The following is a 23,296-nucleotide window of genomic DNA, read 5'->3' on the forward strand; positions in this document are numbered from 1 at the left end:
ATGCAACGCTTTAAAGCTTTAGTTCAAGCACAAACTACCTTACTGACGGTCTTGCCTCTGCTCTTAGGAACGATCATGGCTGCTTATTACTACCATCATGTAAATCTCGGTGAGACTTTTTTGTTGATTTTTTCGGCGATCTGCTTTCATTTAGCGGTCAATGGGCATAATCAATTAAGTGACTATCGCCGTTACCAAAACTCGACCGCCGCGCAAAATAGCACTAATAATATCATCAAATGTTTCGATATTTCTATCCCGTGGGCTTACAGCGTATTAGCTATTCTACTGTTGCTCTTTGCCGGTAGTGGCCTTTATCTCGCTTATCTGAGTGGCTGGCCTCTATTGCTCTTAGGAAGTTTAAGTTTTTTAGTCGGCTATTGTTATTCCGGTGGTCCTTATCCCATGTCACAGATTCCCTTAGGCGAGTTGGCTTCAGGGCTAGCAATGGGTTTAAACATTACTTTGATCGGAGTCTACATCAATATCTATAACGCTCCGACCTACAATAATTGGTTTTGGCTAACCGGTAGTATCGTCACCTTACCGGCTGTCTTTACGATCGCTAACATCATGCTGGCCAATAACATCTGCGATAAAGATGAAGACGTTGTGATCGGGCGTAAGACACTTGCCTATTATCTAGGCACCAAGCACAGTTTGACTTTACTACAAGCTAATTATGTTTTGAGCTATCTGGGACTGATCTTAAGTGCCGTGCTCGGCTATCTACCATGGCTTGTACTCTTGTCCTTACTCACCGTCAAAAGCGACTATCAGCTCGTCCAAGGCTTCGTCAAAGCCCCCGATAAAGTCACAACGTTCCCACGTAATGTCTTACTGTTTCATAAGATCGTCGGCCTCGAAGTTATCTTAGGCTTACTTGGTTTGTTACTGTGATCAACATAATGATATCAATACGGCTCTGAGCTAAATCGAAACGTGTTCGACAAGTAAATAGGCAAGTGGTCTACCACGCTGAAACATAGTAGACCACTTGCCTATTTATATGATTTTTAGAGCATTATCTCATATTCCTATATCTTAACTTTATTCAATAACAATGAACTACCAACAACTGAGATCGAGCTAAAGGCCATCGCTAAGCCGGCTAATTCTGGGCTGAGCGTCAAGCCCCAAGCCACGAAAACACCAGCTGCGATCGGGATCCCGACCACATTGTAGATCAAGGCCCAAAACAAATTCAATTTGATCCGTTGGAAAGTTTTTTGACTCAATTTCAGAGCTTTAACGACACCCATGAGGTCATTTTGGACTAAAACGATCCCGCCGGCTTCGATCGCAATATCAGAACCAGCTCCCATTGCGATCCCAACATCGGCCGTCGTCAAAGCGGGTGCATCATTGATCCCATCCCCGACAAAGGCGGTTTTTCCTTGCTTTTGTTCTTGTTCGATGTAGTTTGCCTTTTCTTGCGGTAAGACCCCAGCAATAACCTCATCGATCCCAACTTCTTTAGCGATCGCTTGGGCTGCTCGTTCATTATCACCTGTCAGCATTACTGTCTTTAAGCCTTGAGCTTGTAATAAGGCTAAAGCTTGCTTAGAAGTCGGTTTCGGGGCATCTTGAATAGCGATCATCCCAATAACTTTACCCGCTAGACCGACCAGTGAAACGGTCTTACCTTGAGCTTGTAAGTCATGGAGCGTTTGCTGTTGCTCGGTGGTCAATTCATCATCACCCAAAAGCCGTTCATTTCCGATAAAGGCTACTTGATCTTCAAATTTGGCAGTTACGCCCATCCCTTTTTGGGCTTTAAAGTCAGTCACCGGACTTAGCTTTAGCTGTTCTTGTTCCGCTTGTTTTAAGATCGCTTGGGCTAATGGATGTTCCGAATCCGCTTCCAGGCTAGCTGCCACCGTTAAAACTAAGCCACCGTCTTCGCCGACGACATCAGTTACGACTGGCTTACCTTCAGTGATCGTCCCCGTTTTATCTAGGACGATCGTTTTTAATTGGTCAACTAACTCTAAAACTTCACCATTTTTGATCAAAACACCCATTTTAGCACTCCGACCCGTTCCGACCATCAAAGCTGTCGGTGTCGCTAATCCCAGCGCACACGGGCAAGCGATCACGATCACAGCGATCGCATAGAGCAAAGCCGTGATCGCACTTGCGCCTAAGAAGACGTACCACACAACATAAGTCACGATCGCTAAGATCATTACTAACGGGACAAAATAATTTGAGATCTTATCCGTTAACTTTTGGATCGGTGCATGACTGGTCTGGGCTTTTTTGACCAATTCGACGATTTGGGATAGTAAAGTTTCCGCACTGACTTTTTTAGCTTCAAACACCAAAGTTCCATCGGTATTCAACGTTGAACCAATAACTGGCTCACCCTTTGTCTTTTCGACGGGCATACTTTCCCCAGTCACCATCGATTCATCGACCAAAGAATCGCCCCGGACAACAATACCATCAACTGCGATCTTTTCCCCTGGCTTGACCTGGACCAGATCACCAACTTTAACTTGATCTAAAGGTATTTTGACCGGTTTACCAGCGCGTAAGACCGTCGCCTCTTTAGCTTGCAGATCGAGAAGCTTTTCAACAGCGCTCGAAGCATTATTGCGCATTCTTTCTTCAAAGACTTGTCCTAATAAAACAAAGACCGTGATGAAAGCAGCACTTTCAAAGTACACGGGGCGTCCTGTGGCCATCGCAAAGATACTGTAAAAATAAGCGACCGCCGTCCCTAAGGCCACCAAGGTATCCATATTGGCATTATGATGCTTAAAAGCTGCATAGGCACTACGCCAAAATGGATAAGCAGCAAAGGCCATGATCAATGTCGTCGTGACCAATGCGATCCAATTATACCCAGGCATCATTACACCAAAGGGCATCAAGAACATGTCCACCAACATCGGTAACGATAAAACTAATGCAAGCCAAAAACGTTTTTGATATGACATCATTTAACGATCACCTTCCCATGAAACATGTTCATCCCACAAGCATAATTGAACTCACCCGCCTTATGCGTATCGATCTTGATCGCATGGCCTTGATCTTTGGGCAAGGTCTCATTGATCCCAAAATCTTCAAAGACGACTTTTTCCAAACATGCTGATGGATCTTTACGTTCAAAAACGATCTCAGCCGGAACATCCTTTTTCAAAACAACAGTATTTGGCGTATAACCCCCATCGACTACAACTTTTACTTTTTGCAAATTTTTATCTTCCATCGTTGCACTTACCTCTTTTTGTTCATGTTTGCCAAAGAACCACCAACTGATAAAGCCGATCAAAACTACTGCTACAACTAGTGTCAATGCTTGTGCCATTTATTTCTCCCTCTTCCGTTTACATTTGTAATCACAACTATATAATACACCTATGTTTACAAATGTCAACAAAAAAGTTCAGCCTACTTACGACTGAACTTTCACATATTATTTATTTTGCCAGCGTAAACAGTAACGCTCTAAACCGCTGATCGTTAAAAATAAAAGAAACGAGACCACACTGATCACAATGATCCCACCAAACATCGCTAAGTAATCCAAGCGATTCCACTGGTCCATGATATAGTAACCCATACCATACTGTGTCCCATACATCTCTGTGAAAAATAGCGTGGCAATGGCGGTCCCTAAAGCGATCTTCAACGCAGAGAAAAAGCCCGCCAAACTCGCTGGCCCCGTAACATTGACAAAAGTCTGCCACCGATCAGCAGCCAACACATCTAGCACTTGATACATCGTGGCTGGGATCTGTTTGACCGCATCCCGGACTCCAATGATGATTTGAAAGACGATGATCAAAGTGATCGTAATGATCTTTGAAGCATTGCCCAAGCCCGCTAACAGCATGATCACAGGCAGTAAAGCGATCTTGGGGATCGGATACGTAAAATACACCAGTGGTTCAAATAATGCTCCAAATTTAGGCAAACGAACGCTCATGATCCCCAATGGAACACCGATGAGTGTCGCAAACACTAAACTCATTGCCAGGCGATACAAACTAAAGTAGATATTCCACCACAGATCCATATTCAGCAAGTGGGGAAAATACATATATACCGCCCAAGGAGTCGGCAAAAGTGGCCGATCCACAAACCATGCCCCAAGCGCCCACAAAACATGCAAGATGAGCACAGCATACAGCAACTGCAAGCCACGTTTTACCATAATGTTGCCACCAACCCTTCTAATTTCGTCAAAGCCGGCGTCAAGATCTCTGGACGGTCGCGGTTAGTAAATGAAACTTCTTGAAGTGGATTTTCGATCAAGCGTGGCTGGTCTTTAGTCAAGATCAAGATCTGGTCACTGAGTTGTAAAGCTTCTTTTAGATCATGCGTGACCATCAATGTCGTTACCGGGCTTTGTTGCCACTGCGCTAAGAACAACTGTTGAGCCCGGCGCTTGATCACCGTATCTAAAGCGGAGAAAGCTTCATCCAACAATAACAGATCAAGGGTCAAAGCAAAGGCCCGCGCTAAGGCTACTCGTTGCTTTTGGCCTCCAGAAAGTTGACTGGGATAACGAGTTAAAATGTCGGTCAACTCCAAGGTCGCACACAGTTGCTGTACTTTTTTAGTATCCAGCTTTTGCCCCTTGAGCTTAGCCCCTAGTTCGATGTTTTGTCTAACACGCTTCCACGGTAGTAAGCCATAATCTTGGGGCACCAATGCGAGGGTGGCTTGCTTAGGTGTGACCGGTTTACCATTTAAAGAGATCCCACCACTGTGCGGCAATAAGCCCGCGATCGCATTTAAAAGCGTCGTCTTCCCACTCCCAGATGGACCCAAAATAGCTAAGATCGTCTGTTCAGGGATCGTCAAACTAAGATCGGTGATGACTTGACGCTTCGCATATCCGATCGTCAAGTGCTCAAGTTCAAACATTACTTAGCCACCGGTAATTGGTAATGACTAGCATCGATATCACTTTTCAAGATGCCCTCTTCTTTAGCATAGTTGAAGGCTGCTTGAAGCATCTTAGCTGGGACACGCCCTGCTTTTTCATAATGAGGCAAAGTGTAGTTTTTAGCGACCGCTTCTGGGAAGCCAAGATCTTTGGTCAAGATCGCTTGATAATCACTGGCCTTATGCTTATTGATCTGAGCAACTGCTTTATTATAGGCGGTTGTCAATTTTGCCAAAGTGGCCTTGTCATCGCCCAATTTCTTGTCTACACCAAGGATCGTTGTTTGGTAAGTCTTAGGATCACTTTTAGCGATCTCTTTTAAGCCACTTGCTTTAGCCATACTCAAAAATGGATCAGGTAAGATCGTGGCGTCGGCTTGCTTTTGTTCAACTAATTGCAAACGAGCAGGAATAGCTGGGACTTCCTTGATCGTTACGTCACTAGCGGAAAGACCGTTTTGCTTTAATTGTTGATAGAGGTAAAATGTTGGGGTTTGACGTGGCAAAGTTGCAACTGATTTACCTTTAAGATCAGCCACATTTTTTACGCTATCATCACTTGTGACGATCCCAAAATAACCGGTCAAGCCAGTCGCACTCTTCCAACCTAAGTCACCATTGACATAACTAGCCAAAGCGACCACATCAGTCACAGCAGCATCCAATTGTCCCCCGGAGATCGCTGCATCACGTTCTTTAGGTGATTTAAAGTTAGTCAATTTGACATCCAGACCTTGATCTTTAAAATATCCTTCTTTTTGCGCAACATATAATGGCAAAGAATCCGGTGCTGGCATCGTTCCAATATTTAAAGTAACTTTCTTATCAGATTTTGCTGAAGAGGAGCTATTTTTAACGGCATCTTCACTCGGAGCGCACGCACTCAAAGTCAAGACGACCAATAAAAAGGCGCCTAATGCAGTAAGTAATTTAGTGTGTTTCACCAATAACATCTCCATCCATAAATTTTTAGTCACTGAAAGTTTAAGAAAAAAATTATCAACTGTCAACTAAAATAGCTCAGTTTGCAAGCGGGCGAATAACTCCGTAGAAATAGAAATAACGAGAGCTCTATCACGATCACATCTTGATAGAACCCTCGTTATTTATACGGCGCAACTCACGCACCCGACTAATGTTTGCCCTTGACAGCTAATTTAACTTTAAAGCCAAAGACTTCTTTGAAAATGCCACTCTTGTTCAACAAGGCGATATACAACAGAACAAAAGCTCCGCCAAAGACCGCTGCATACAAGAAGGCCGTCAATTTATTTTGTGGTAGATAGACTAGACTGATCAATTCGTTTGTCAGATAAGCCGCTAAAGCTACCAATAAATTGATCACAATGATCAACTTCACATTTCTCATCTGACCTCTTACCAGATAATGCTTCTTGATCTGGCCATACACCCCTAAGGAGATCAGTAAAAACGATACTGTCGTCGCACTTAAAGCACCGTACGCTCCCCAAAGATAGGTGAACGGAACTTGTAAGGCTAATTTTAAAATGATCCCTAAGGTCAAATAACGCACAGCTAGACGATGTTTACCAAGTGATTGAACGATCGTAAAGAAGTCCGTAAACAGTGCCAGTGCGATACTTGTAACTAGGGCATATGCTAATAAGTTAGCTCCCAAACGACTAAATGGGAAAAAGACCCCGTTTACTTCCCAAGACAACACCGCTAATAATAGCGAACTTGGCAAAAGTGTCAGTAGCATCAATTCGATGTTTTGTGCGATCGTTTTACCGATCTGATGCTTTTCATTACGCTTGGCCAATGTTGCTAACAACGGCAAGGAAGATTCAGAGATCGCGATCGTTAACGAGATAACGACCGTCGTGATCTTACTTGGGTTGGCTGAAAAATACGTGTACAGATCTTGGGCTTGTAATGCATCCAATCCCGTCAGATCGACCATGATATCTTTAAAGGTCAGCTGATCGATAAATTGATAGATCGTGATCGCGGAACCAACAAAGATAAATGGTAAAGCTTCTTTGAAAATATTTTTAAAGATCGTAAAGACATGCATATCATGAGCAGGAACACTTTCATGGTAAAGCTCGCGGTAATGCCCCATGCGCTTTCTCGAGTAGGCGATCAGATATATGTAACTTGCTAAAGCCCCGATAAAGGTCGCAAACGTACTGTAATTGACCGCTTTGATGTAACTTCCATGTTGGACGAGCATGATCCAATAAGTCGCCCCCAAAATAAAGAGCACCCGGATCAATTGTTCCCATAATTGAGAAACGCCCATCGGTTGCATATCGGAATTACCTTGATAAAAGCCCCGGATCATACTCATCGGTGGCAAGATGATCAAAGTCGGCACCATCACCCGGATCGCTGTTGTCGCCACCTCAGTCGAAACGACCGCACTTCTTTGCGCGATCATTGGAGCAAAAATATAGAGCAATAGCCCACACAACGAACCCGTAAAGAGCATAAACAACATCCCGTATTTAAAAACATGGACACTATCTTTAAAGCGATTTTGCCCATTATACTCAGCAACTTGGCGGGCGATTGCAGTCGGAAAGCCAGCTACTCCGAGCGATAGAAAAAGAGCATACGGTGTATAAGCTGCATTAAAAATAGCTTGGGCAGCATTTTGATCACTAGGTGAACCGATCATCATCAGCCACGGGATAAGATAAATGATCCCTAAGACCCGTGAAAGGATACTCCCAAGCATCATCCAGAAAGTTCCGGATAATAGTTTGTTTTTCATTTCGATTCTCGCTTTTCAATTTAAACTCAATATTTAGCCAAAATTATGGCCACACAATAGACATTATATACTATAATTAAAAAATTTTCTTTTAAATCATAAAAAAAGCCGATCATGACTCCTACATCATGATCAGCTTAGATAGCGGTAAAAATAAACCATATCCTTCAAAGAGATCCCCTCAGCATAGATCGGCTGCGGGTAGCTCAAAAAGAAATCAGGTTCGATGCGCAAAAAGCGGAAACCGTTGCGCAGATAAAACCGCATGTTATTCAAATCAGCATCACCAGTCCCAACGATCAACCGTTTGACCTGCGTGCTTTGGGCTAAGATCGCATATTCGATAAGTTTTGTGGCGATCTTTTGGCGTTGAAATTCAGGCAAGACCGCTAGATTTTTCAATTCAAAGACGGTCGGTTCTTCCGTCGGCACGATCAAAGCCACACCCACTGTTTGGCCAAATTTCTTGGCTAAATATAGCTCACCCGTCTGCAAATACGCTTGCACTTTAGTCTCATCTTCATCGCCCAATAGCAGCAGCTCTAAAAACTGTTCTCTGTTAGTACCGTGATACTGCTCTAGTCTAAATTTAACAATGAAGCAGCATCTTCATCTACGATCACCGTCACATTTGGATGCTTTTGCAAAATACTTGCAGGAACAGCGGTCGTTACTTCACCTTCGACCATCGCTTTGATCGCTTCGGCTTTGTTTTTGCCAAATGCTTCCAGCAAGATCTTCTTTGAGCGCATGATCTCGCCGATACCCATTGAGTAAGCATATTTAGGCACATCTTCGTAGTTGTCGAAGTAACGTGAATTAGCTTTGATCGTTGAATCGGTCAAATGGATCTTAGAAGTCGTTGAATCAAAGGCACTTCCTGGTTCATTGAAACCAATATGTCCATTTTCACCGATCCCGAGAAGTTGGAGATCGATCGGATTGTCTGCGATCACTTGGCTGTAACGCTTAGTCTCGGCATTGGCATCGAGGTTCATGCCATCTGGCAAGTAGGACTTCTTGAATGGCTTTTTGTCAAAGAGATGATGTTGCATGTAGTAGTGATAGCTTCGTTCATCATCAGGAGCTAAGCCTACATACTCATCCAAGTTGACTGAAACATCATCGCTAAAGTCAAGGTCGCTTGCAACTATTTGTTCATAAGTTGTTTCTGGGGTCCCACCAGTCGCTAAGCCAAAAACTTTGGCACCGCTATCATGTTCTTGTTTAAAAATTTCTGCTGCTTTTTTGCCACCTTCAAATTTGTCTTTAACTACAATAATTTCCATGGTCCATTCTTCCTTTCGTATTGGTATAGTCCAATTATAGTTCTAAGCGTTACCAAATGCAAGCAATATGTTTTGATACTTTTAATCAAGTTTTATCGTAGCGCAAACTTGGCCATGTTGCTCACACTCTTGTTCAAGCAATGTCACTGTTTCACCCGAAGTTACCAATACTAAAACTGCAGTAGCTTTACCTGCCGTGATGATCTGTTGGCGATCCATTTTGCATAATCGTGTCTGTGGATCGACATTTTGGCCTTCTGTAACTAAGAGCTCAAACGGTGTCCCGTTCAGTTCGACCGTATCTAAGCCTAAGTGCAATAACAGTTCTGGACCTTGTTTAGTTTTTATCCCGATCGCATGCTTAGTTGGAAAAATATTGGTGATCTTACCAGCAACCGGTGCATAGATCATATCAGCTGTTGGTTCGATTGCAAAACCTTGACCCATTAACCCCTGTGAAAAAACTTCATCAGGCACCTGGGCTAATTTGATCAGTTTACCGTCAACTGGTGAGCTTAGATCCAATTTCTTCTTTTTTAGTCCAAACATATTTAATCACCTTTTCCTAAAATTTGATTGATCTCTTGGCTAAAGAGATTTGCTTTCCCGCCAAAAACAGCTTGGATACCGCCACCTACTTCAAGCACAGCTACGGCACCTAAACTCTTGAGCGTTTTCTTATCAACTTTACTCTTATCAACAACAGCTACCCGCAAGCGCGTCGCACAAGCTTCGACCGTTTCGATATTTTCAGCCCCACCTAAGGCCTTGATCACAGTTTTAGCTTCAGCATTCAAAGAGCTATCTGTAGCCTCAGTTTGCACTGGCACATCTTCTTCGATTTCCATCCCTGGGATCGCAACTTTGAATTTCTTGATACAGAAAGTAAAGACAAGATAATAAACGACTGCCCAAACGGCGCCAAAGAGAATAACGCGCATCCAATTAGTCTTATCTTCACCTTGTAAGATCCCAAACAATAGGAAGTCAATGAACCCACCGGAGAAGGAATTTCCGATCCGAATGTTCAATAGATCAGCGAACAAGAATGATAACCCATCTAAAAATGCATGGATCACATATAACCAAGGTGCGACAAATAAGAAAGTATATTCGATCGGTTCCGTGATCCCAGTCAAAAATGAAGTCAAGCCACCGCTGAGATACAAACCACCATCTTTTTGGCGATTTCTCTTTGGCAAGCAGCGATACATCGCATAAGCTGCGGCTGGCAGACCAAACATCATCGTTGCAAACCGACCGGCAAAGAAACGAGTACCGTAAGTGAATAACCCGGTATGGTTAGGATCAGCTAGCTGTGCAAAAAAGATATTTTGTGCCCCTGAGATCGTATGCCCGGCGACAACTTCGGTCCCACCTAATGAGGTGTACCAGAAAAGCGGATAGATCGTGTGGTGTAGCCCAACTGCTCCGGTCAAGCGCAATAAGAAACCATATAAGAAAGTCCCAAAAGCTCCCATATGAGCAATACTTTCACCAGCTGATCTTAGCCAATCTTGGATCGGAGGCCAGATCAGATAGAAAAAGGCACCGATCACGATCGCAGCTAAAGCTGAAATTATCGGAATAAAACGCGAGCCCCCAAAGAAGCCTAAAAATTGCGGTAACTGTATTTTACGATAATGATTATGCAAATAAGCGACAGTACAACCGATCACGATCGCACCGACAACGCCTGTATCGATCGTTGTGCCTTTGGGTGAAAATAATTCCAGTAAGCCACTGATCGTTGCCGTATAAACTAGAAATGAGACCCCACCTGCTAAACCAGCGGTCCCTTTATCAGCGGTCGCCAAACCAACTGCGATCCCGATCGTAAAGATCAACGCCAAGTTAGCAAAGACGGCATTGCCAGCAAAACTCATAACTTTTAAGATCGTTTGGAGCCAAGCTTGGTCTAAAAATGGATAAGTTTTGACCGCACTTTCATTACTCAAGGCTCCACCTAGGCCTAGCAAAAGACCTGCGACTGGCAAAATAGAGATCGGTAACATAAACGCCTGTCCTAGGCGGGAAAATTTCTTAAACATATTTATTACCCCCTTAATTCATCGATAAAACGGGTCGCTATTTCTTTTGGTCGAGTGATTGCACCTCCGACAACGATGCCTGCGACCCCTAATTCTTGAACTTTTTTTGCTTGCGCTGGTGTATGGATCTTACCTTCTGCGATCACATCTAGACCGGCTTCGACCAATCCTTTGATCAACTGATAATTAGGGCCATCAACACTGACACTTTCTGCTGTGTAACCAGCTAAAGTCGTCCCGATAAAATCAACTCCCGCCTTAGCTGCATTTATTCCTTCTTCCAAAGTAGAAATATCGGCCATCAATAATTGCTGTGGATACTTTTGCTTAACTTGCTGAATAAACTCATTGATCGTCAAGCCATCAAACCGCTCGCGTAAAGTACAATCTAATGCAATGACTTCAACACCTGTCTCGACCAATTCGTCAACCTCTTTCATCGTTGCCGTAATATATGGTTCATTCGGCGGATAGTCTCGTTTAATAATTCCAATTATGGGTAGATCAACAACTTCCTTGATCTCCAAAATATCTCGAACTGAATTAGCTCTGATCCCGACTGCTCCAGCCTGCTCAGCTGCCAGCGCCAACAGTGGCATTACTCCACCCTTTGGCGTATACAGTGGTTCTCCCGGCAAAGCTTGACATGACACGATCAAGCCACCTTTGATCTCACGTAGAAATTCATCTTTTTCCATACCCCTCACTCCATTTTTATATTTTTAGGAGAGTATCTCCAACAACAATATAACACCTCTGTTGGTTTTTGTAAACGCTTTTATCCGTTTTTGGAGAAATATGGAGAATCACTCCGAAAAAGTGTATAGTTATAGATATAGAAAGAGGTCATTCACATGAGATTAAGCGAAAAGATCCACCAAAATTATTTTTCTCTAACACCAGCCGAAAAAAAAGTTGCCGATCATTTTTTATGGGCTGGGACTGATATCATCTATGAAACAATGAATGATATCAAACAAAAAGCCAATGTTGGCGATGCAACGATCGTTCGACTCTGTCATAAATTAGGCTACGATGGTTTCTCTGATCTAAAAGTCGAAGTCGCCAAAGAAGATTATTCAAGTAACGTGCACCAGACAGCACATTCTCCATACGCAAGCATCGAAACGGCTTTGACTAAAACGATCAGCACTACTTTAAATAAGCTAAACAAAGATGTGCTGACAGAAGCTATCTCCTTGTTAGATCAAGCGCAACGGATCTACATTTTTGGTGTTGGAGGCAGTGCACTCTCCGGTAATGCCTTAGAAAGTATGCTTTTACGGGTCGGAGTCCGCGCCCAAGCCATACCAGATCCTCACTACCAAGCTCAATTAGCTGCAGTCACAAACGCGTCTGATCTGATCATTGCATTTTCTCTGACTGGACGAACTAAAGATACCCTGGAGCCACTTAAACTCGCTAAAAATAATCAGGCTAAGGTCATCGCGATCACGACTTATCCCGCTTCCCCGATCGCAACACAGGCTGATTTAGTTTTACAGACAGCAGTTGATGATTTTTTGAATGGCGGTTCCTTAGTCGGGCGCCTATCACAACTTTTGATCGGTGATGTTTTAGTCTATGAATACGAGAAACTCCACGCAAAAGAAACTATAACTGCACGCGAAAAAGTGGTCAGAGCTATCTTAAACAAACGTAAACAAGAATAAACTAGAAAACGATCGAATCAAAAACTGATCCGATCGTTTTTACTTACATTATTAAACTCAGTATCACACCGACAACGACCAAAGTTCCCACCAGAACTAATGCTTGCCGAGCTTTGATGCGTTGGTCAAAGTTATCTTTCATAGTGTTCACCTAAAATATCTGTTTTGCATAATGCTCAAACAGCGTGACCGTTACTTCTAACGTATGATGTGCTCCCGGTAACTCATAGTATTTAAGGTCTGTATCATTAAAACCGCGATACTTTTTCATTTCCTTGATCTGCTTTTGCAAAAGCTCAGCTGCGGGATCACGACTGCCCGCTCCGGCTAAGATCTTAAAATCCAGATCAGGGTATTTCTTAGGTGTTTGGGCCAATTTTTTGGCGGTCTGCTTGGTTGCTGTACCACCACCATCTTCTTGGATGACCCAACTATCCCCACCTAGGGTAACAAATGTCTTAAAGTATGGCAGTTGTTCTTCAAAAACATACCAACTCGTGATCGCACCCATCGAAAAGCCACCGATCGCCCGGTGTGCCCGTGTTTGCTGGAGTTCTTTTTTGGTAGTACTTTTAGCATATGTGCTATATTTAGCTTCAACTTTAGGTACTAAGGCCCCCATCAGTTCAGTTCGCGCAAAAAAGCGACTCAATTTATCATCTTTTTGATAATCGCCCGTGACAAAAGCTTGGCTCGGATAAAATGTCGGAAAGACGACCAAAGTATTCTGCAACTTACCTTGCTTAGCTAATTTATCTAACACCTGCTTGTAGTGACTGTTTTCATAAAAACCAGTTGCTGAATCCCCCGAACCATGCAAGAAATACAACACATCGTACTGCTTTTGTTTATCATAATTAGCTGGTACATAGACTAAAGCCTTTTTAGAATAAGTTTTACCTTGATAGCGGATCTTATAGGTCACCGTCTCAGTCTTAGAGCCACTTGCATGGACTGGCTCACTAAAACTGAGCAAGCCCCAGATACAAATGCTAACAACGATGATCTGTCTAAATAGTTTCATTATGCTTCGCCCTTTTCGAGTTTTTGTCATGGATCATGATATACACCAATAATAACACAGCTAGGCCAGCGGCAACATATAAGACCGTGTTGCTAGCGATCCAACCGTATTTTGCGACCAAGATCCCGATCAAAGCAGTGGCAAGCGTTTCGCCAAAAATATATTAGAAAAAGCCCATAAAACCCGTCGAAGAGCCTACAGCAAACTTCGGTACGACTTCATTGACCATCAACCCGACCAGCGTTAAAGGTGCATAGATCAAAGTCCCCATGAGCAAAAGATCGATCACGATCACCGTTTTATCGCTGCTGAAAAAATACGTGGTCAAACAAATAACCTTACTGTTATAACGTTTTAACAGCTTTAATTTAGCACAACATTCACCTTCGTGTTAGCGCTTACGCTTGTGATTTTTATCACTATATTTATAAAAATGCATCCAGCTAACTCTCAACTGAATGCTAAATACTTATACATAACAATAAAATACAGTTATTTCAGGAATGACCCCAAACCTAGCCGAGATCCGTGTCATTCCGATCCCAGTGTTGACATAAAGCTTAGTTGCTGGCGCGCAGAGCTATCGTGTGACAACTTTAAAGGCAAACGTTACAATTAGTTTAGATATTCAAAATGAAAGGGCTTATCATGTCATATATCACTCAAAAAAAGATTTCGCAAATATTTAGACAAGATGTCATGCAAAAGGGCTTCAAACATGTCAGTGTGGCACAGATCATGCACCAAGCCCAGATCCGGCGCCAGTCATTTTACGATAACTTTGACGATAAATACGACCTATTATCTTGGACTATCCAAGCAACAATGGAAGATATCATCGATAGTAATCTCGATTATCTCCCGTGGCAAGAGATCATTTCGCTAGTCTTTTTTGAGCTACAAGAAAATGCCAAATTTTACAAAAGCGTCCTTAAAAATCAGGTCGAAGTCGATGTCGTCCGGGAGATCGCGTGGCATATCCAGATCCTCTTATTACACATCCTACGCAAAAAAGGCCTGATCAAAAATCGTCAAGCCTATGATTTTGTGGAGACTTATTGTCTAGGTCTGACCTACACGATGACCAATAATCTCTTTTTGCCTGAACCAAAAGAATACGATGAACTCGCCCAAAAAGTTTGTAATGCGATCGAATTTGCTTTTGGTAACTATTGATGCCACGCGTATGTCTTGACGGGGGCTTCAAGCGCTTCTAGCCAAGGCTCGTGTAATTTCAACAATGTGACTGAAACTCCCGCGAGCCCGTTGGCAGTGAAGAGATCGCCCACCTTGATAAAGGGTAAGTCTATTCCTTCTACTTGCAACAATTCGACCACATCAGCGGTAAAGATCAATTTTTCAAGCTCGGTCAGCTTTCCTAGTCCATTGATCAAAACAGCATAGCGCTCTTGCGGATACCAGCGCTGATTCAACCGCAACTTATTGACCAATTCACGCGCGATCAATTCTGAAGCGCGCAGTCGTTCCTTGCGATACCCGGGTTCTCCATGGATCCCGACACCATAATAAATCTCATCTTTTTTTAGGGAAAATTCCTTTTTCAAAGTCACCCGAAATTCGGACCCATAAAAAGCGACCCCCAGTGTCGTCAAATTAGCCACGAGCTGCTCTGAGGTTTGCTTTAACTGGGATAAATTCGCCCCTTGTTGCGCCAAATAGCCCAAGATCTTAGCAACTAAAACAGCCCCGGCTAACCCACGGCGTTCTTTTTCTAATAACTCACTATCAACTGAAATATCATCATTAACAACACAACTGGCCACTTGCCAGCCTTCTTTTTGCAAACACACACTAGCTTGAGTGAAATTTTCTACATCAGCTGGAAAATTTTTGACAATAAAGAAGGCTTGTTTTTGCTTAGTCACTTGTTTAGTTACACGAATGATCTCCGCTACACTTGGCGGGCTAAACAGCATCCCTGTGACTGAAGCACACAGCATCCCCTCACCTACATAGCCCCAATCAGCCGGCTCATGCCCAGCCCCACCTAAAGCGATCACGGGAACTGTCTTATCGGCAAAGCTCTTAGCGATAAAACCTGTCGTCTGGGAAACAAGTTTTAGATCAGGCGCAACGAGCTGTACCCCACGTCTAAGGTCATCTATGATCTGCCCCTTTGAATTCAGTAATTCCATCTCATCACCTCGCCCCTTAATTCTAGCGCATCCCCAAAACCTTTGTCGGACACAACGTAAAATCTGTCCGTTACGATGTTTACGCTTACATTATATAATAGAGCTGTCAATAAAAGAAAGGATAGATGATAACATGAAAAAGATCATGAATGATCCAAGCAATGTCGTATCTGAGATGGTCGCCGGCCTAGTCTCAGCTTATCCGACCTACCTAACGCAACTGCCAGAAACGACAGCTGTTGTACGGGCCGATCGTGCTTCCATGCAGGGAAAAGTTGGGCTCGTCAGTGGAGGCGGTAGTGGCCATGAGCCGGCTCATGCTGGTTTTGTTGGTGACGGTATGTTGAGTGCCGCTGTCTGTGGCCAAGTCTTCACCTCACCGACACCTGATCAGATCTATGAAGCGATCAAAGCAAGTGATACTGGTGCTGGTGTCTTTTTGATCATCAAAAACTACTCGGGTGATGTGATGAATTTTGAGATGGCAAAAGACATGGCCGAATTAGACGACATCAAAGTCAGCTCGATCGTTGTCGATGATGATATCGCAGTCGAAAATAGTCTTTACACCCAAGGCAAACGCGGTGTCGCAGGGACAGTTTTGATGCATAAGATCTTAGGAGCGGCTGCTGATCAAGGAGCGAACCTAGCTGAGATCGAAGCCCTCGCTAAAGAAGTCATGCCACATCTCAAGACTTTAGGGGTGGCTTTGAGTGCCGCAACTGTTCCTGAAGTTGGCAAACCAGGCTTTGAATTAGCCGATGACGAGATCGAATATGGAGTCGGTATCCACAGTGAACCTGGTTATCGCCGTGAAAAACTCCACCCTTCTAAAGAGCTAGTCGCAGAAATGCTCACAAAACTCGACGAAGCTCTACAGTTTGACGCTACTAAAAAATACGCTGTGCTCATCAACGGTATGGGCGCAACACCTTTGATGGAACAATACATTTTCAGCAATGATGTCTTTAACTGGCTCAAAGCAAAAGATATCACCCCTGTTTTCAGCAAAGTTGGCAACTATATGACTTCGCTCGAAATGGCAGGGATCTCATTGACCGTCCTCGAATTGGCCGATGAAAAATGGCTCGAATATTTAAACTATCAAGTCGATACGATCGCTTGGTAAGGAGGAATTTGATATGGAACTAACAGTTGAAACTTTGACTACCTGGATGAATGATTTTGAAGCTAAGATCGCCGCTAAGAAAGCTTATCTCAGCGACTTAGATACCCCGATCGGCGATGGCGACCACGGCAATAATATGGCTCGAGGCATGCGTGCGGTGACTGAAGCACTTGCGACCAAAAATCCAGCCGATCTGACCACTGGACTCAAATTAGTCGCAATGTCTTTGATCAGTAAAGTTGGTGGGGCTGCTGGACCTTTGTATGGAACTGCCTTTTTAGAAATGGCCAAAAAGAGCAATACAACGGCTGAACTCAGTGAACTCTTGGAAGCTGTGGTCTTAGGCATCAAGCAACGTGGTGGGGCTGAGCTTGGTGACAAAACAATGGTCGATGTTTGGGAAGTCGTTGTGCCCGAATACGCAGCTGGGCAACTAACATCTGAAAAGATTGCTCAAGCAGTCGAAGCAACTAAAGAACTCGTTGCTAAACGCGGTCGGGCTTCTTATTTAGGAGAACGCTCAGTGGGCCACCTCGATCCCGGAGCAGTTTCAAGTGGTTACCTTTTTGAAGCACTATTAGAAACGGAGGGCGAGCTTAAATGAGTTATGGGATCTTGATCGTCTCACACGTTGAACAGATCGCCCAAGGTGTACCTAAGTTGCTCCAACAAGTTGCACCCGATATTGCGATCACTTTTGCTGGCGGTACCGATGACCATGAGATCGGTACTAGTCTTGATAAGATCACCGCAGCTTTAGAAGACAATTCAGCTAGTGAGATCTTAGCCTTTTATGATCTTGGTAGTGCTAAGATGAATCTCGAAATGGCAGGCGAATTTAGCACAAAGCCAGTCCACTTGTACGATACAGCTTTGATCGAAGGGGCTTATGTTGCAGCTTCCCTACTCCAAGCTGGGGTTGACTTGCCCGAGATCGAAAAACAACTAGAACTATTACAAATAAAAGGAGATGGATAATATGTCAGGCTTTTTAGGTGAATTTTTCGGAACCATGATCTTGATCCTCTTAGGGGTCGGCTGTGGTGCCGGTGTTAATTTAAAAGATAATTATGCTCGGGGCCAAAACTGGATGTTTATCACGCTTGCTTGGGGCATGGCGGTGACCTTTGGCGTCTATGCCGCTGGTCAAATGGGCTCGCAAGGACACTTAAATCCCGCTGTAACACTAGGTTTTGCTAGTGCTGGTCTCTTTTCTTGGAATGAGGTCTTACCTTATCTTTTAGGTCAAGGTCTCGGGGCCTTTGCCGGCGCAGCACTCGTTATTTTATACTATTATCCTCAATTCCAAGCTACCCCAAACAAAGATGGTAACTCAGTCGGCATCTTTGCCACCGGTCCTGCGATCGATCGCCCATTCTTTAACGTCTTGAACGAATGCATCGCAACTTTCTTCTTTATCTTGATCTTGCTTAACCTGGGAAATTTCACCACTGGACTTAAACCGCTGATCGTTGGTCTTTTGATCATGGTCGTTGGTCAAAGTCTAGGTGGAACGACTGGCTTTGCCTTGAATCCAGCCCGTGACCTGATGCCACGTCTGGCTTACAGCATCCTACCCGTTCCCCATAAAGCTAATGCTAACTGGGGCTATGCTTGGGTACCGATCGTTGGACCACTTTGCGGTGGGATCTTGGCAAGCTTTGTCCACGTTTGGATCAACGGTTAAGCTAAGTAATTGACTTTTATTAATTGTGCACGATACACTCATCAAAGAAAGTGTTTACAAATAAGGAGGATGACCACATGGAAAAATATATTATGGCGATCGATCAAGGAACTACCAGCTCACGGGCGATCATCTTCGATAAAGCAGGTAACCACATTGGAACCAGTCAAAAAGAATTCACCCAGTATTTCCCTGAAGCTGGTTGGGTCGAACACGATGCACACGAGATCTGGAATTCCGTCCAATCGGTGATCGCAGGTGCCTTTATCGAATCAGGGGTCAAACCAGAACAGATCGCTGGGATCGGAATCACCAACCAACGTGAGACTACGGTCGTTTGGAATAAAGAAACCGGTCTACCGATCTACCATGCGATCGTTTGGCAATCGCGCCAATCAGCTCAGATCGCCGATGAGCTGAAAGAACAAGGCTACTCAGATCTCTTTCATGAAAAGACCGGCTTGATCATCGACTCTTACTTCTCAGCGACCAAGATACGCTGGATCCTCGATCATGTTCCCGGAGCTCAAGAGCGCGCTGAAAAAGGCGAATTGCTCTTTGGGACGATCGATAGCTGGTTAGTCTATAAATTAACTGACGGTAAAGTTCATGTGACCGACTACTCCAATGCCAGTCGGACGATGCTCTTTAATATCAACACCTTAGAATGGGACCAAGAAATCTTGGATATTTTGAATATTCCCCGGGAAATGTTACCTAAAGTCGTTTCTAACTCAGAGATCTACGGCTTGACTAAAACTTATCATTTCTTCGGTTCTAAAGTTCCGATCGCCGGAATGGCTGGTGACCAACAAGCCGCCCTCTTTGGCCAAATGGCATTTGAACCTGGCATGGTCAAAAACACCTATGGCACTGGCTCATTTATCGTGATGAACACCGGCAACAAGCCACAATTATCTAAAAATAACCTGTTGACCACGATCGGTTATGGGATCAACGGTGAGATCAACTATGCGCTTGAAGGCTCGGTCTTTGTTGCCGGTTCATCGATCCAATGGTTGCGCGATGGTCTAAAACTCATCGAAAAAGCCAGTCAATCAGAAGCTGCCGCACTTGCTTCCAAAAATGAAGATGAAGTTTACGTAGTGCCTGCTTTCGTTGGACTAGGTGCACCTTACTGGGACCAAGATGCCCGGGGCGCGGTCTTTGGTTTAACCCGGGGGACGACCGAAAAAGATTTCATCAAAGCAACTTTACAAGGCATCGCCTACCAAGTCCGCGATATCCTCGGTGCAATGGAAGAAGATACGGGGATCGATATTCCAGTGCTCAAAGTCGATGGGGGCGCCGCTAACAACGACTACTTGATGCAATTCCAAGCAGATATCTTAAATACCCCAGTCCAACGTGCAGGTGACTTGGAAACGACCGCTCTTGGTGCAGCTTTCCTTGCTGGTTTAGCCGTGGGGTACTGGCAAGACTTTGATGAGATCAAAGCAGTTATCAAAGATGGCAAACGGTTTGAAGTCCAAATGGATGACAAACGACGCAATAAATTGTACGGCGGTTGGCAAAAAGCAGTCGCTGCAACACGTTACTTTGAATAATCCAATTAGATTGGAGTGATTTGATGCCTATTTCACGACAAAAAAATATTGAATATCTAAAAAACAATCCTGATGGCTGGGACGTGATCGTTATCGGTGGGGGTGCAACTGGCTTAGGTGTCGCTGTCGACGCAGCCTCACGTGGTTACAAGACCGTCTTATTAGAACAAAGCGACTTTGCTAAATCGACCTCAAGCCGTTCGACCAAACTCGTCCACGGTGGGGTACGCTATTTAGCCCAAGGTGATGTCCGCTTAGTGCGGGAAGCCTTACATGAACGGGGACGCTTAGCACGAAATGCACCTCATTTGGTCAAGAACCAAAAATTCATCATCGCCAACTACAAGTTGTGGGAACAGCCATTTTACAGTGTTGGAATGAAAGTCTACGATGCCCTAGCCGGTAAATTAAATATCGGTCGCTCTAAGATATATTCCAAGGCAAAGGTCATCGATGCGATCCCACAGATCAAGCATAATAAATTGGTCGGTGGTGTGATGTACTATGATGGTCAATTCGACGATTCACGACTAGCTGTCAATCTCATGCAGACTGCGACTGAATACGGGGCAACTTTGGTCAATTACGTCAAAGTGACTTCGGTCCAAAAGAAATTCGCTAAAGTAGCTGGTGTCACCGTAAAAGATGAATTTACCGGCGAAGAGTTCAGTCTACGTGGTAAAGCTGTCATCAATGCAACCGGGATCTTTGTTGACCAGATCCTTGAGATGGATACCAAAGATCATCAAGCTACCGTACGACCTTCGCAAGGTGTTCACTTGATCGTCGATGGATCATTTTTAGGGGGCAATGATGCGATCATGGTCCCGAAAACTTCTGATGGACGGGTCTTGTTCTGTGTGCCATGGCATAATAAAGTCATCTTAGGCACAACGGACACGCCACTAAAAGAATTCACCTTAGAGCCACGGCCACTGGATGAAGAGATCGATTTTATCCTTGAAACAGCCGGTGAATATCTCGAACGCAAACCAACTCGGGCTGATGTCTTGGCTGCTTATGCTGGCTTACGTCCATTAGCTGCACCAAAAGATGGTGACGGCGATAAGACTAAAGAGATCTCACGAAGCCACAAACTCTTTTCAAATGAGTCGGGGCTGATCACGATCACTGGTGGTAAATGGACGACTTACCGTCAAATGGCCGAAGAAACAGTTGATCTAGCCATCAAGGTAGCCGAACTCCCACCAAAAGATTGTGTGACTCGTGAGTTAAAGATCCACGGTGCTAAACAGACGACCGAAGCCGAACGCAAAGATTGGCGCTATGTTTACGGAAGTGACCAAGCAGCCATCTTACGCCTACAAGAAGAGCCTGAACTTGCCTTACCACTTCATCCTAAATACGAATTTACCGGAGCCCAAGTAGTCTGGGCAGTGCGCGAAGAGATGGCACAAACGCTAGACGATGTGTTAGCGCGTCGGATCCGCGCCCTGTATCTTGATGCTCGGGTCGCAAAGGAAATGGCGCCTAAAGTAGCTCACATCATGGCAACTGAGCTCGGTAAAGATCAAGCTTGGGAAGAAAAACAAGTCAACGAGTTCTGCCAACTCGCTGACGGCTATATTTTACAATAACCTCCTTTTGACGTAACTTCGCTGAGCTAGCGTGAAGTTACGTTTTTTGATTATTTTCAAATGTCTCGGTACTTTTTAGCAAGCCTAGTACATCGACCGTTGGCATCAAAAGCGCATCTTTACCATCCAAAACTGAGACCATGGAGATAATACTTCGAGCATACGGCAATAACAGCGCTACCCCATTTAAGCCTAAATAATCGGTGATCTCATTACGTTCGAGCTTGGTCGTAAGCGTAAAATACCCCCATAATTCTAAATAAAGTTCTTCACGTTTTCCGTGATACACGGTCGTCAATTCAACCCGAGCATTTTTATTATCAGGCGTTGTTTTAATCATACTGCTAACTTCGAGATTTTTCCCCTTATCTGCAACTAATATCTCGGCCTTTTCTTGGCGCTGAAATACCAATTTATGGATCTGATACTTTTGAAACTCTACATTTTTAGCTTCCATTGTTGCCACCCCCGTACTACTCCTTGACCACATTCACCACTTTCAAGATAGTCAGTTCTCTCAGGTCCTTGATTAGTATGGATCTCACTGACAACTAATGGTCCCATACCATAAACATGACGAACATGACGTTGATTAGCATATTGAACAAATCCTGTACTAAATTCTTTTTGAAACTCAGGATCTTCTTCTAATCGGCGTGCTAGCTCATCTAAACGCTCACGTACTGACTTGACCATAGATCTTCCTCCCTTGCTATTCTTGCACTTTGTAATAGCTCATTATACCCTGGTTTACTACAATAAATGACTTTGATCCGATTACTCAAATTTCCATATTTGTCATGGAAAGCGGTTGTTTGGGGTGTCTTGTCATATCTACCAAATCCCCGAACAACTTTTAACTTGGCTTTTTGACAAAGATAATCGATTTTTATTCCTACGGGTGTCGTTTCGGAAAAGCCTGCTAAATAACTACTAAATGCCAATACGCGTTCTTGCTCAAGGTCTGTCAGATCTAGTAGATCTTTTTCGTAATCAAATTTCACACTACATTCGACGATCTGAGTTGGGCCAGCTTTTTGCATTTGCCAGTAACGAGTATTACCAAAATTATCCCAAAAATACATCCCATCACCTTCCCAATAGATGTCCATTGGATGGTTACTTACAACCGATCTTAGCGCTAAAAGTTCGGCTACGATCGGCGTAAGATTGCAGTGAAATAGCGGTATTTTCATATTAGGCATCCGTTTGATTCCCCTTATAATATGCATAAGTTTTTAGCTTGTCAATGATTTGAACGCTCTATTTATAAAATACGCAAAAAGCACCAAAACTTTTTTTAGAATTGGTGCGTTGCGCAAATTTTATTTTTGCCGTTTTATCCAGTCTTGGTACCAATAAAGTGATTCTTTGCGTAGGCGCTCCCCAGATTTCTACTCCATCCTCAGATCGACCCTTTGGCAAAGCATCGATCAGCCAGCCCCACTCACTTGCTTTTAGATATGGATTTTTCGG

Annotated in this window: 25 protein-coding genes and 2 pseudogenes; 9 read left to right on the forward strand and 18 right to left on the reverse strand. The window is 43.9% G+C overall.

Features of this window, described 5'->3' with window-relative positions:
* A complete protein-coding gene (locus GSR62_RS08185; RefSeq protein WP_066023575.1) occupies positions 1-900 on the forward strand; it encodes a UbiA family prenyltransferase in 900 nt (299 codons plus the stop codon).
* Positions 901-1,037: 137 nt separating this feature from the next.
* Here the strand turns inward: GSR62_RS08185 and GSR62_RS08190 are convergent, their stop codons facing one another.
* From GSR62_RS08190 to GSR62_RS08240, 11 genes are all read right to left on the reverse strand, one after another.
* Complete coding sequence (locus GSR62_RS08190; protein WP_066023576.1) at positions 1,038-2,948, reverse strand: copper-translocating P-type ATPase; 1,911 nt, start codon at positions 2,946-2,948, stop codon at positions 1,038-1,040.
* Entirely contained in the window at positions 2,945-3,319 is a 375-nt protein-coding gene (locus GSR62_RS08195) for a cupredoxin domain-containing protein (protein WP_066023577.1), read from the reverse strand. The genes GSR62_RS08190 and GSR62_RS08195 overlap by 4 nt, the downstream gene beginning before the upstream one ends.
* Before the next feature lie 108 nt (positions 3,320-3,427).
* The gene (locus GSR62_RS08200; protein WP_066023578.1) at positions 3,428-4,168 is read right to left on the reverse strand and encodes an ABC transporter permease; all 741 of its coding nucleotides are present in this window, start codon (positions 4,166-4,168) and stop codon (positions 3,428-3,430) included.
* A complete protein-coding gene (locus tag GSR62_RS08205) occupies positions 4,162-4,884 on the reverse strand; it encodes an ABC transporter ATP-binding protein (RefSeq protein WP_066023579.1) in 723 nt (240 codons plus the stop codon). The genes GSR62_RS08200 and GSR62_RS08205 overlap by 7 nt, the downstream gene beginning before the upstream one ends.
* Positions 4,884-5,858: an ABC transporter substrate-binding protein gene (locus GSR62_RS08210; RefSeq protein WP_225362219.1), complete on the reverse strand. Its 975-nt coding sequence runs from the start codon at positions 5,856-5,858 to the stop codon at positions 4,884-4,886. The genes GSR62_RS08205 and GSR62_RS08210 overlap by 1 nt, the downstream gene beginning before the upstream one ends.
* A 179-nt stretch (positions 5,859-6,037) precedes the next feature.
* A complete protein-coding gene (locus GSR62_RS08215) occupies positions 6,038-7,645 on the reverse strand; it encodes a putative polysaccharide biosynthesis protein (protein WP_066023581.1) in 1,608 nt (535 codons plus the stop codon).
* Positions 7,646-7,777: 132 nt separating this feature from the next.
* On the reverse strand, positions 7,778-8,176 hold the full coding sequence (locus tag GSR62_RS08220; RefSeq protein ID WP_161517663.1) for a GNAT family N-acetyltransferase: 399 nt from the start codon (positions 8,174-8,176) through the stop codon (positions 7,778-7,780).
* Between the two features lie 47 nt (positions 8,177-8,223).
* Complete coding sequence (locus GSR62_RS08225) at positions 8,224-8,934, reverse strand: glucosamine-6-phosphate deaminase (protein WP_066023583.1); 711 nt, start codon at positions 8,932-8,934, stop codon at positions 8,224-8,226.
* A gap of 81 nt (positions 8,935-9,015) precedes the next feature.
* Entirely contained in the window at positions 9,016-9,483 is a 468-nt protein-coding gene (locus GSR62_RS08230; protein WP_066023584.1) for a PTS sugar transporter subunit IIA, read from the reverse strand.
* Between the two features lie 2 nt (positions 9,484-9,485).
* Positions 9,486-10,985, reverse strand: coding sequence for a PTS transporter subunit EIIC (locus GSR62_RS08235; protein WP_066023585.1), 1,500 nt, complete (start codon positions 10,983-10,985; stop codon positions 9,486-9,488).
* Between the two features lie 5 nt (positions 10,986-10,990).
* Complete coding sequence (locus GSR62_RS08240) at positions 10,991-11,683, reverse strand: N-acetylmannosamine-6-phosphate 2-epimerase (RefSeq protein WP_029507279.1); 693 nt, start codon at positions 11,681-11,683, stop codon at positions 10,991-10,993.
* 156 nt (positions 11,684-11,839) lie between these two features.
* On the opposite strand from GSR62_RS08240, the gene GSR62_RS08245 reads away from it, so the two are divergent.
* Positions 11,840-12,658, forward strand: coding sequence for a MurR/RpiR family transcriptional regulator (locus GSR62_RS08245; RefSeq protein ID WP_066023586.1), 819 nt, complete (start codon positions 11,840-11,842; stop codon positions 12,656-12,658).
* Between the two features lie 151 nt (positions 12,659-12,809).
* Here the strand turns inward: GSR62_RS08245 and GSR62_RS08250 are convergent, their stop codons facing one another.
* From GSR62_RS08250 to GSR62_RS09480, 3 genes and pseudogenes are all read right to left on the reverse strand, one after another.
* Positions 12,810-13,682, reverse strand: coding sequence for an alpha/beta hydrolase (locus GSR62_RS08250; protein WP_066023587.1), 873 nt, complete (start codon positions 13,680-13,682; stop codon positions 12,810-12,812).
* A pseudogene (locus GSR62_RS08255) lies at positions 13,669-14,016 on the reverse strand (MFS transporter); the annotation flags it as partial. The gene GSR62_RS08250 and the pseudogene GSR62_RS08255, both read right to left, overlap by 14 nt.
* 135 nt (positions 14,017-14,151) lie before the next feature.
* Positions 14,152-14,247 (reverse strand): annotated as a pseudogene (locus tag GSR62_RS09480) (metallophosphoesterase); the annotation flags it as partial.
* An 83-nt stretch (positions 14,248-14,330) separates the two neighbouring features.
* Between GSR62_RS09480 and dhaS the strand changes: the two are divergent.
* Positions 14,331-14,858 (forward strand): dihydroxyacetone kinase transcriptional activator DhaS, encoded by a 528-nt coding sequence (dhaS, locus tag GSR62_RS08265; protein ID WP_005917826.1) that lies wholly within the window; start codon positions 14,331-14,333, stop codon positions 14,856-14,858.
* Here dhaS and GSR62_RS08270 read toward each other — a convergent pair.
* Positions 14,852-15,838, reverse strand: a complete 987-nt coding sequence (locus GSR62_RS08270; protein WP_066023588.1) for a dihydroxyacetone kinase subunit DhaK — start codon at positions 15,836-15,838, stop codon at positions 14,852-14,854. The two genes, dhaS and GSR62_RS08270, sit on opposite strands and share 7 nt — an antisense overlap.
* 133 nt (positions 15,839-15,971) lie before the next feature.
* Between GSR62_RS08270 and dhaK the strand changes: the two genes are divergently transcribed.
* From dhaK to GSR62_RS08300, 6 genes are all read left to right on the forward strand, one after another.
* Positions 15,972-16,967, forward strand: coding sequence for a dihydroxyacetone kinase subunit DhaK (gene dhaK / locus GSR62_RS08275; protein ID WP_066023589.1), 996 nt, complete (start codon positions 15,972-15,974; stop codon positions 16,965-16,967).
* Positions 16,968-16,980: 13 nt separating this feature from the next.
* Positions 16,981-17,571, forward strand: a complete 591-nt coding sequence (gene dhaL, locus GSR62_RS08280; RefSeq protein WP_066023590.1) for a dihydroxyacetone kinase subunit DhaL — start codon at positions 16,981-16,983, stop codon at positions 17,569-17,571.
* Entirely contained in the window at positions 17,568-17,945 is a 378-nt protein-coding gene (gene dhaM / locus GSR62_RS08285; RefSeq protein WP_010688303.1) for a dihydroxyacetone kinase phosphoryl donor subunit DhaM, read from the forward strand. Before dhaL ends, dhaM begins: the two co-directional genes overlap by 4 nt.
* Position 17,946: 1 nt before the next feature.
* Entirely contained in the window at positions 17,947-18,654 is a 708-nt protein-coding gene (locus GSR62_RS08290) for an MIP/aquaporin family protein (protein ID WP_010688304.1), read from the forward strand.
* Between the two features lie 77 nt (positions 18,655-18,731).
* The gene (gene glpK / locus GSR62_RS08295; RefSeq protein WP_066023591.1) at positions 18,732-20,222 is read left to right on the forward strand and encodes a glycerol kinase GlpK; all 1,491 of its coding nucleotides are present in this window, start codon (positions 18,732-18,734) and stop codon (positions 20,220-20,222) included.
* Positions 20,223-20,245: 23 nt separating this feature from the next.
* Positions 20,246-21,820, forward strand: coding sequence for a glycerol-3-phosphate dehydrogenase/oxidase (locus GSR62_RS08300; protein ID WP_066023592.1), 1,575 nt, complete (start codon positions 20,246-20,248; stop codon positions 21,818-21,820).
* A gap of 37 nt (positions 21,821-21,857) precedes the next feature.
* Here the strand turns inward: GSR62_RS08300 and GSR62_RS08305 are convergent, their stop codons facing one another.
* The 3 genes from GSR62_RS08305 to GSR62_RS08315 are packed head-to-tail and all read right to left on the reverse strand — an operon-like array spanning position 21,858 to position 23,025.
* Positions 21,858-22,277 (reverse strand): protein-export chaperone SecB, encoded by a 420-nt coding sequence (locus GSR62_RS08305; protein ID WP_161517664.1) that lies wholly within the window; start codon positions 22,275-22,277, stop codon positions 21,858-21,860.
* Positions 22,259-22,516, reverse strand: a complete 258-nt coding sequence (locus GSR62_RS08310) for a hypothetical protein (RefSeq protein ID WP_010688308.1) — start codon at positions 22,514-22,516, stop codon at positions 22,259-22,261. Before GSR62_RS08310 ends, GSR62_RS08305 begins: the two co-directional genes overlap by 19 nt.
* The gene (locus GSR62_RS08315; RefSeq protein WP_066023593.1) at positions 22,489-23,025 is read right to left on the reverse strand and encodes a hypothetical protein; all 537 of its coding nucleotides are present in this window, start codon (positions 23,023-23,025) and stop codon (positions 22,489-22,491) included. Before GSR62_RS08315 ends, GSR62_RS08310 begins: the two co-directional genes overlap by 28 nt.
* Positions 23,026-23,296 lie beyond the last annotated feature (271 nt).

This window comes from Ligilactobacillus animalis (genome assembly GCF_009933595.1).
GTDB lineage: Bacteria > Bacillota > Bacilli > Lactobacillales > Lactobacillaceae > Ligilactobacillus > Ligilactobacillus animalis.

Coding starts and splice junctions, on each gene's coding strand:
- GSR62_RS08185 (WP_066023575.1), top strand. CDS start 1: ATGCAACGCTTTAAAGCTTTAGTTCAAGCACAAACTACCTTACTGACG.
- GSR62_RS08190 (WP_066023576.1), bottom strand. CDS start 2,948: ATGATGTCATATCAAAAACGTTTTTGGCTTGCATTAGTTTTATCGTTA.
- GSR62_RS08195 (WP_066023577.1), bottom strand. CDS start 3,319: ATGGCACAAGCATTGACACTAGTTGTAGCAGTAGTTTTGATCGGCTTT.
- GSR62_RS08200 (WP_066023578.1), bottom strand. CDS start 4,168: ATGGTAAAACGTGGCTTGCAGTTGCTGTATGCTGTGCTCATCTTGCAT.
- GSR62_RS08205 (WP_066023579.1), bottom strand. CDS start 4,884: ATGTTTGAACTTGAGCACTTGACGATCGGATATGCGAAGCGTCAAGTC.
- GSR62_RS08210 (WP_225362219.1), bottom strand. CDS start 5,858: ATGTTATTGGTGAAACACACTAAATTACTTACTGCATTAGGCGCCTTT.
- GSR62_RS08215 (WP_066023581.1), bottom strand. CDS start 7,645: ATGAAAAACAAACTATTATCCGGAACTTTCTGGATGATGCTTGGGAGT.
- GSR62_RS08225 (WP_066023583.1), bottom strand. CDS start 8,934: ATGGAAATTATTGTAGTTAAAGACAAATTTGAAGGTGGCAAAAAAGCA.
- GSR62_RS08230 (WP_066023584.1), bottom strand. CDS start 9,483: ATGTTTGGACTAAAAAAGAAGAAATTGGATCTAAGCTCACCAGTTGAC.
- GSR62_RS08235 (WP_066023585.1), bottom strand. CDS start 10,985: ATGTTTAAGAAATTTTCCCGCCTAGGACAGGCGTTTATGTTACCGATC.
- GSR62_RS08240 (WP_029507279.1), bottom strand. CDS start 11,683: ATGGAAAAAGATGAATTTCTACGTGAGATCAAAGGTGGCTTGATCGTG.
- GSR62_RS08245 (WP_066023586.1), top strand. CDS start 11,840: ATGAGATTAAGCGAAAAGATCCACCAAAATTATTTTTCTCTAACACCA.
- GSR62_RS08250 (WP_066023587.1), bottom strand. CDS start 13,682: ATGAAACTATTTAGACAGATCATCGTTGTTAGCATTTGTATCTGGGGC.
- dhaS (WP_005917826.1), top strand. CDS start 14,331: ATGTCATATATCACTCAAAAAAAGATTTCGCAAATATTTAGACAAGAT.
- GSR62_RS08270 (WP_066023588.1), bottom strand. CDS start 15,838: ATGGAATTACTGAATTCAAAGGGGCAGATCATAGATGACCTTAGACGT.
- dhaK (WP_066023589.1), top strand. CDS start 15,972: ATGAAAAAGATCATGAATGATCCAAGCAATGTCGTATCTGAGATGGTC.
- dhaL (WP_066023590.1), top strand. CDS start 16,981: ATGGAACTAACAGTTGAAACTTTGACTACCTGGATGAATGATTTTGAA.
- dhaM (WP_010688303.1), top strand. CDS start 17,568: ATGAGTTATGGGATCTTGATCGTCTCACACGTTGAACAGATCGCCCAA.
- GSR62_RS08290 (WP_010688304.1), top strand. CDS start 17,947: ATGTCAGGCTTTTTAGGTGAATTTTTCGGAACCATGATCTTGATCCTC.
- glpK (WP_066023591.1), top strand. CDS start 18,732: ATGGAAAAATATATTATGGCGATCGATCAAGGAACTACCAGCTCACGG.
- GSR62_RS08300 (WP_066023592.1), top strand. CDS start 20,246: ATGCCTATTTCACGACAAAAAAATATTGAATATCTAAAAAACAATCCT.
- GSR62_RS08305 (WP_161517664.1), bottom strand. CDS start 22,277: ATGGAAGCTAAAAATGTAGAGTTTCAAAAGTATCAGATCCATAAATTG.
- GSR62_RS08310 (WP_010688308.1), bottom strand. CDS start 22,516: ATGGTCAAGTCAGTACGTGAGCGTTTAGATGAGCTAGCACGCCGATTA.
- GSR62_RS08315 (WP_066023593.1), bottom strand. CDS start 23,025: ATGCCTAATATGAAAATACCGCTATTTCACTGCAATCTTACGCCGATC.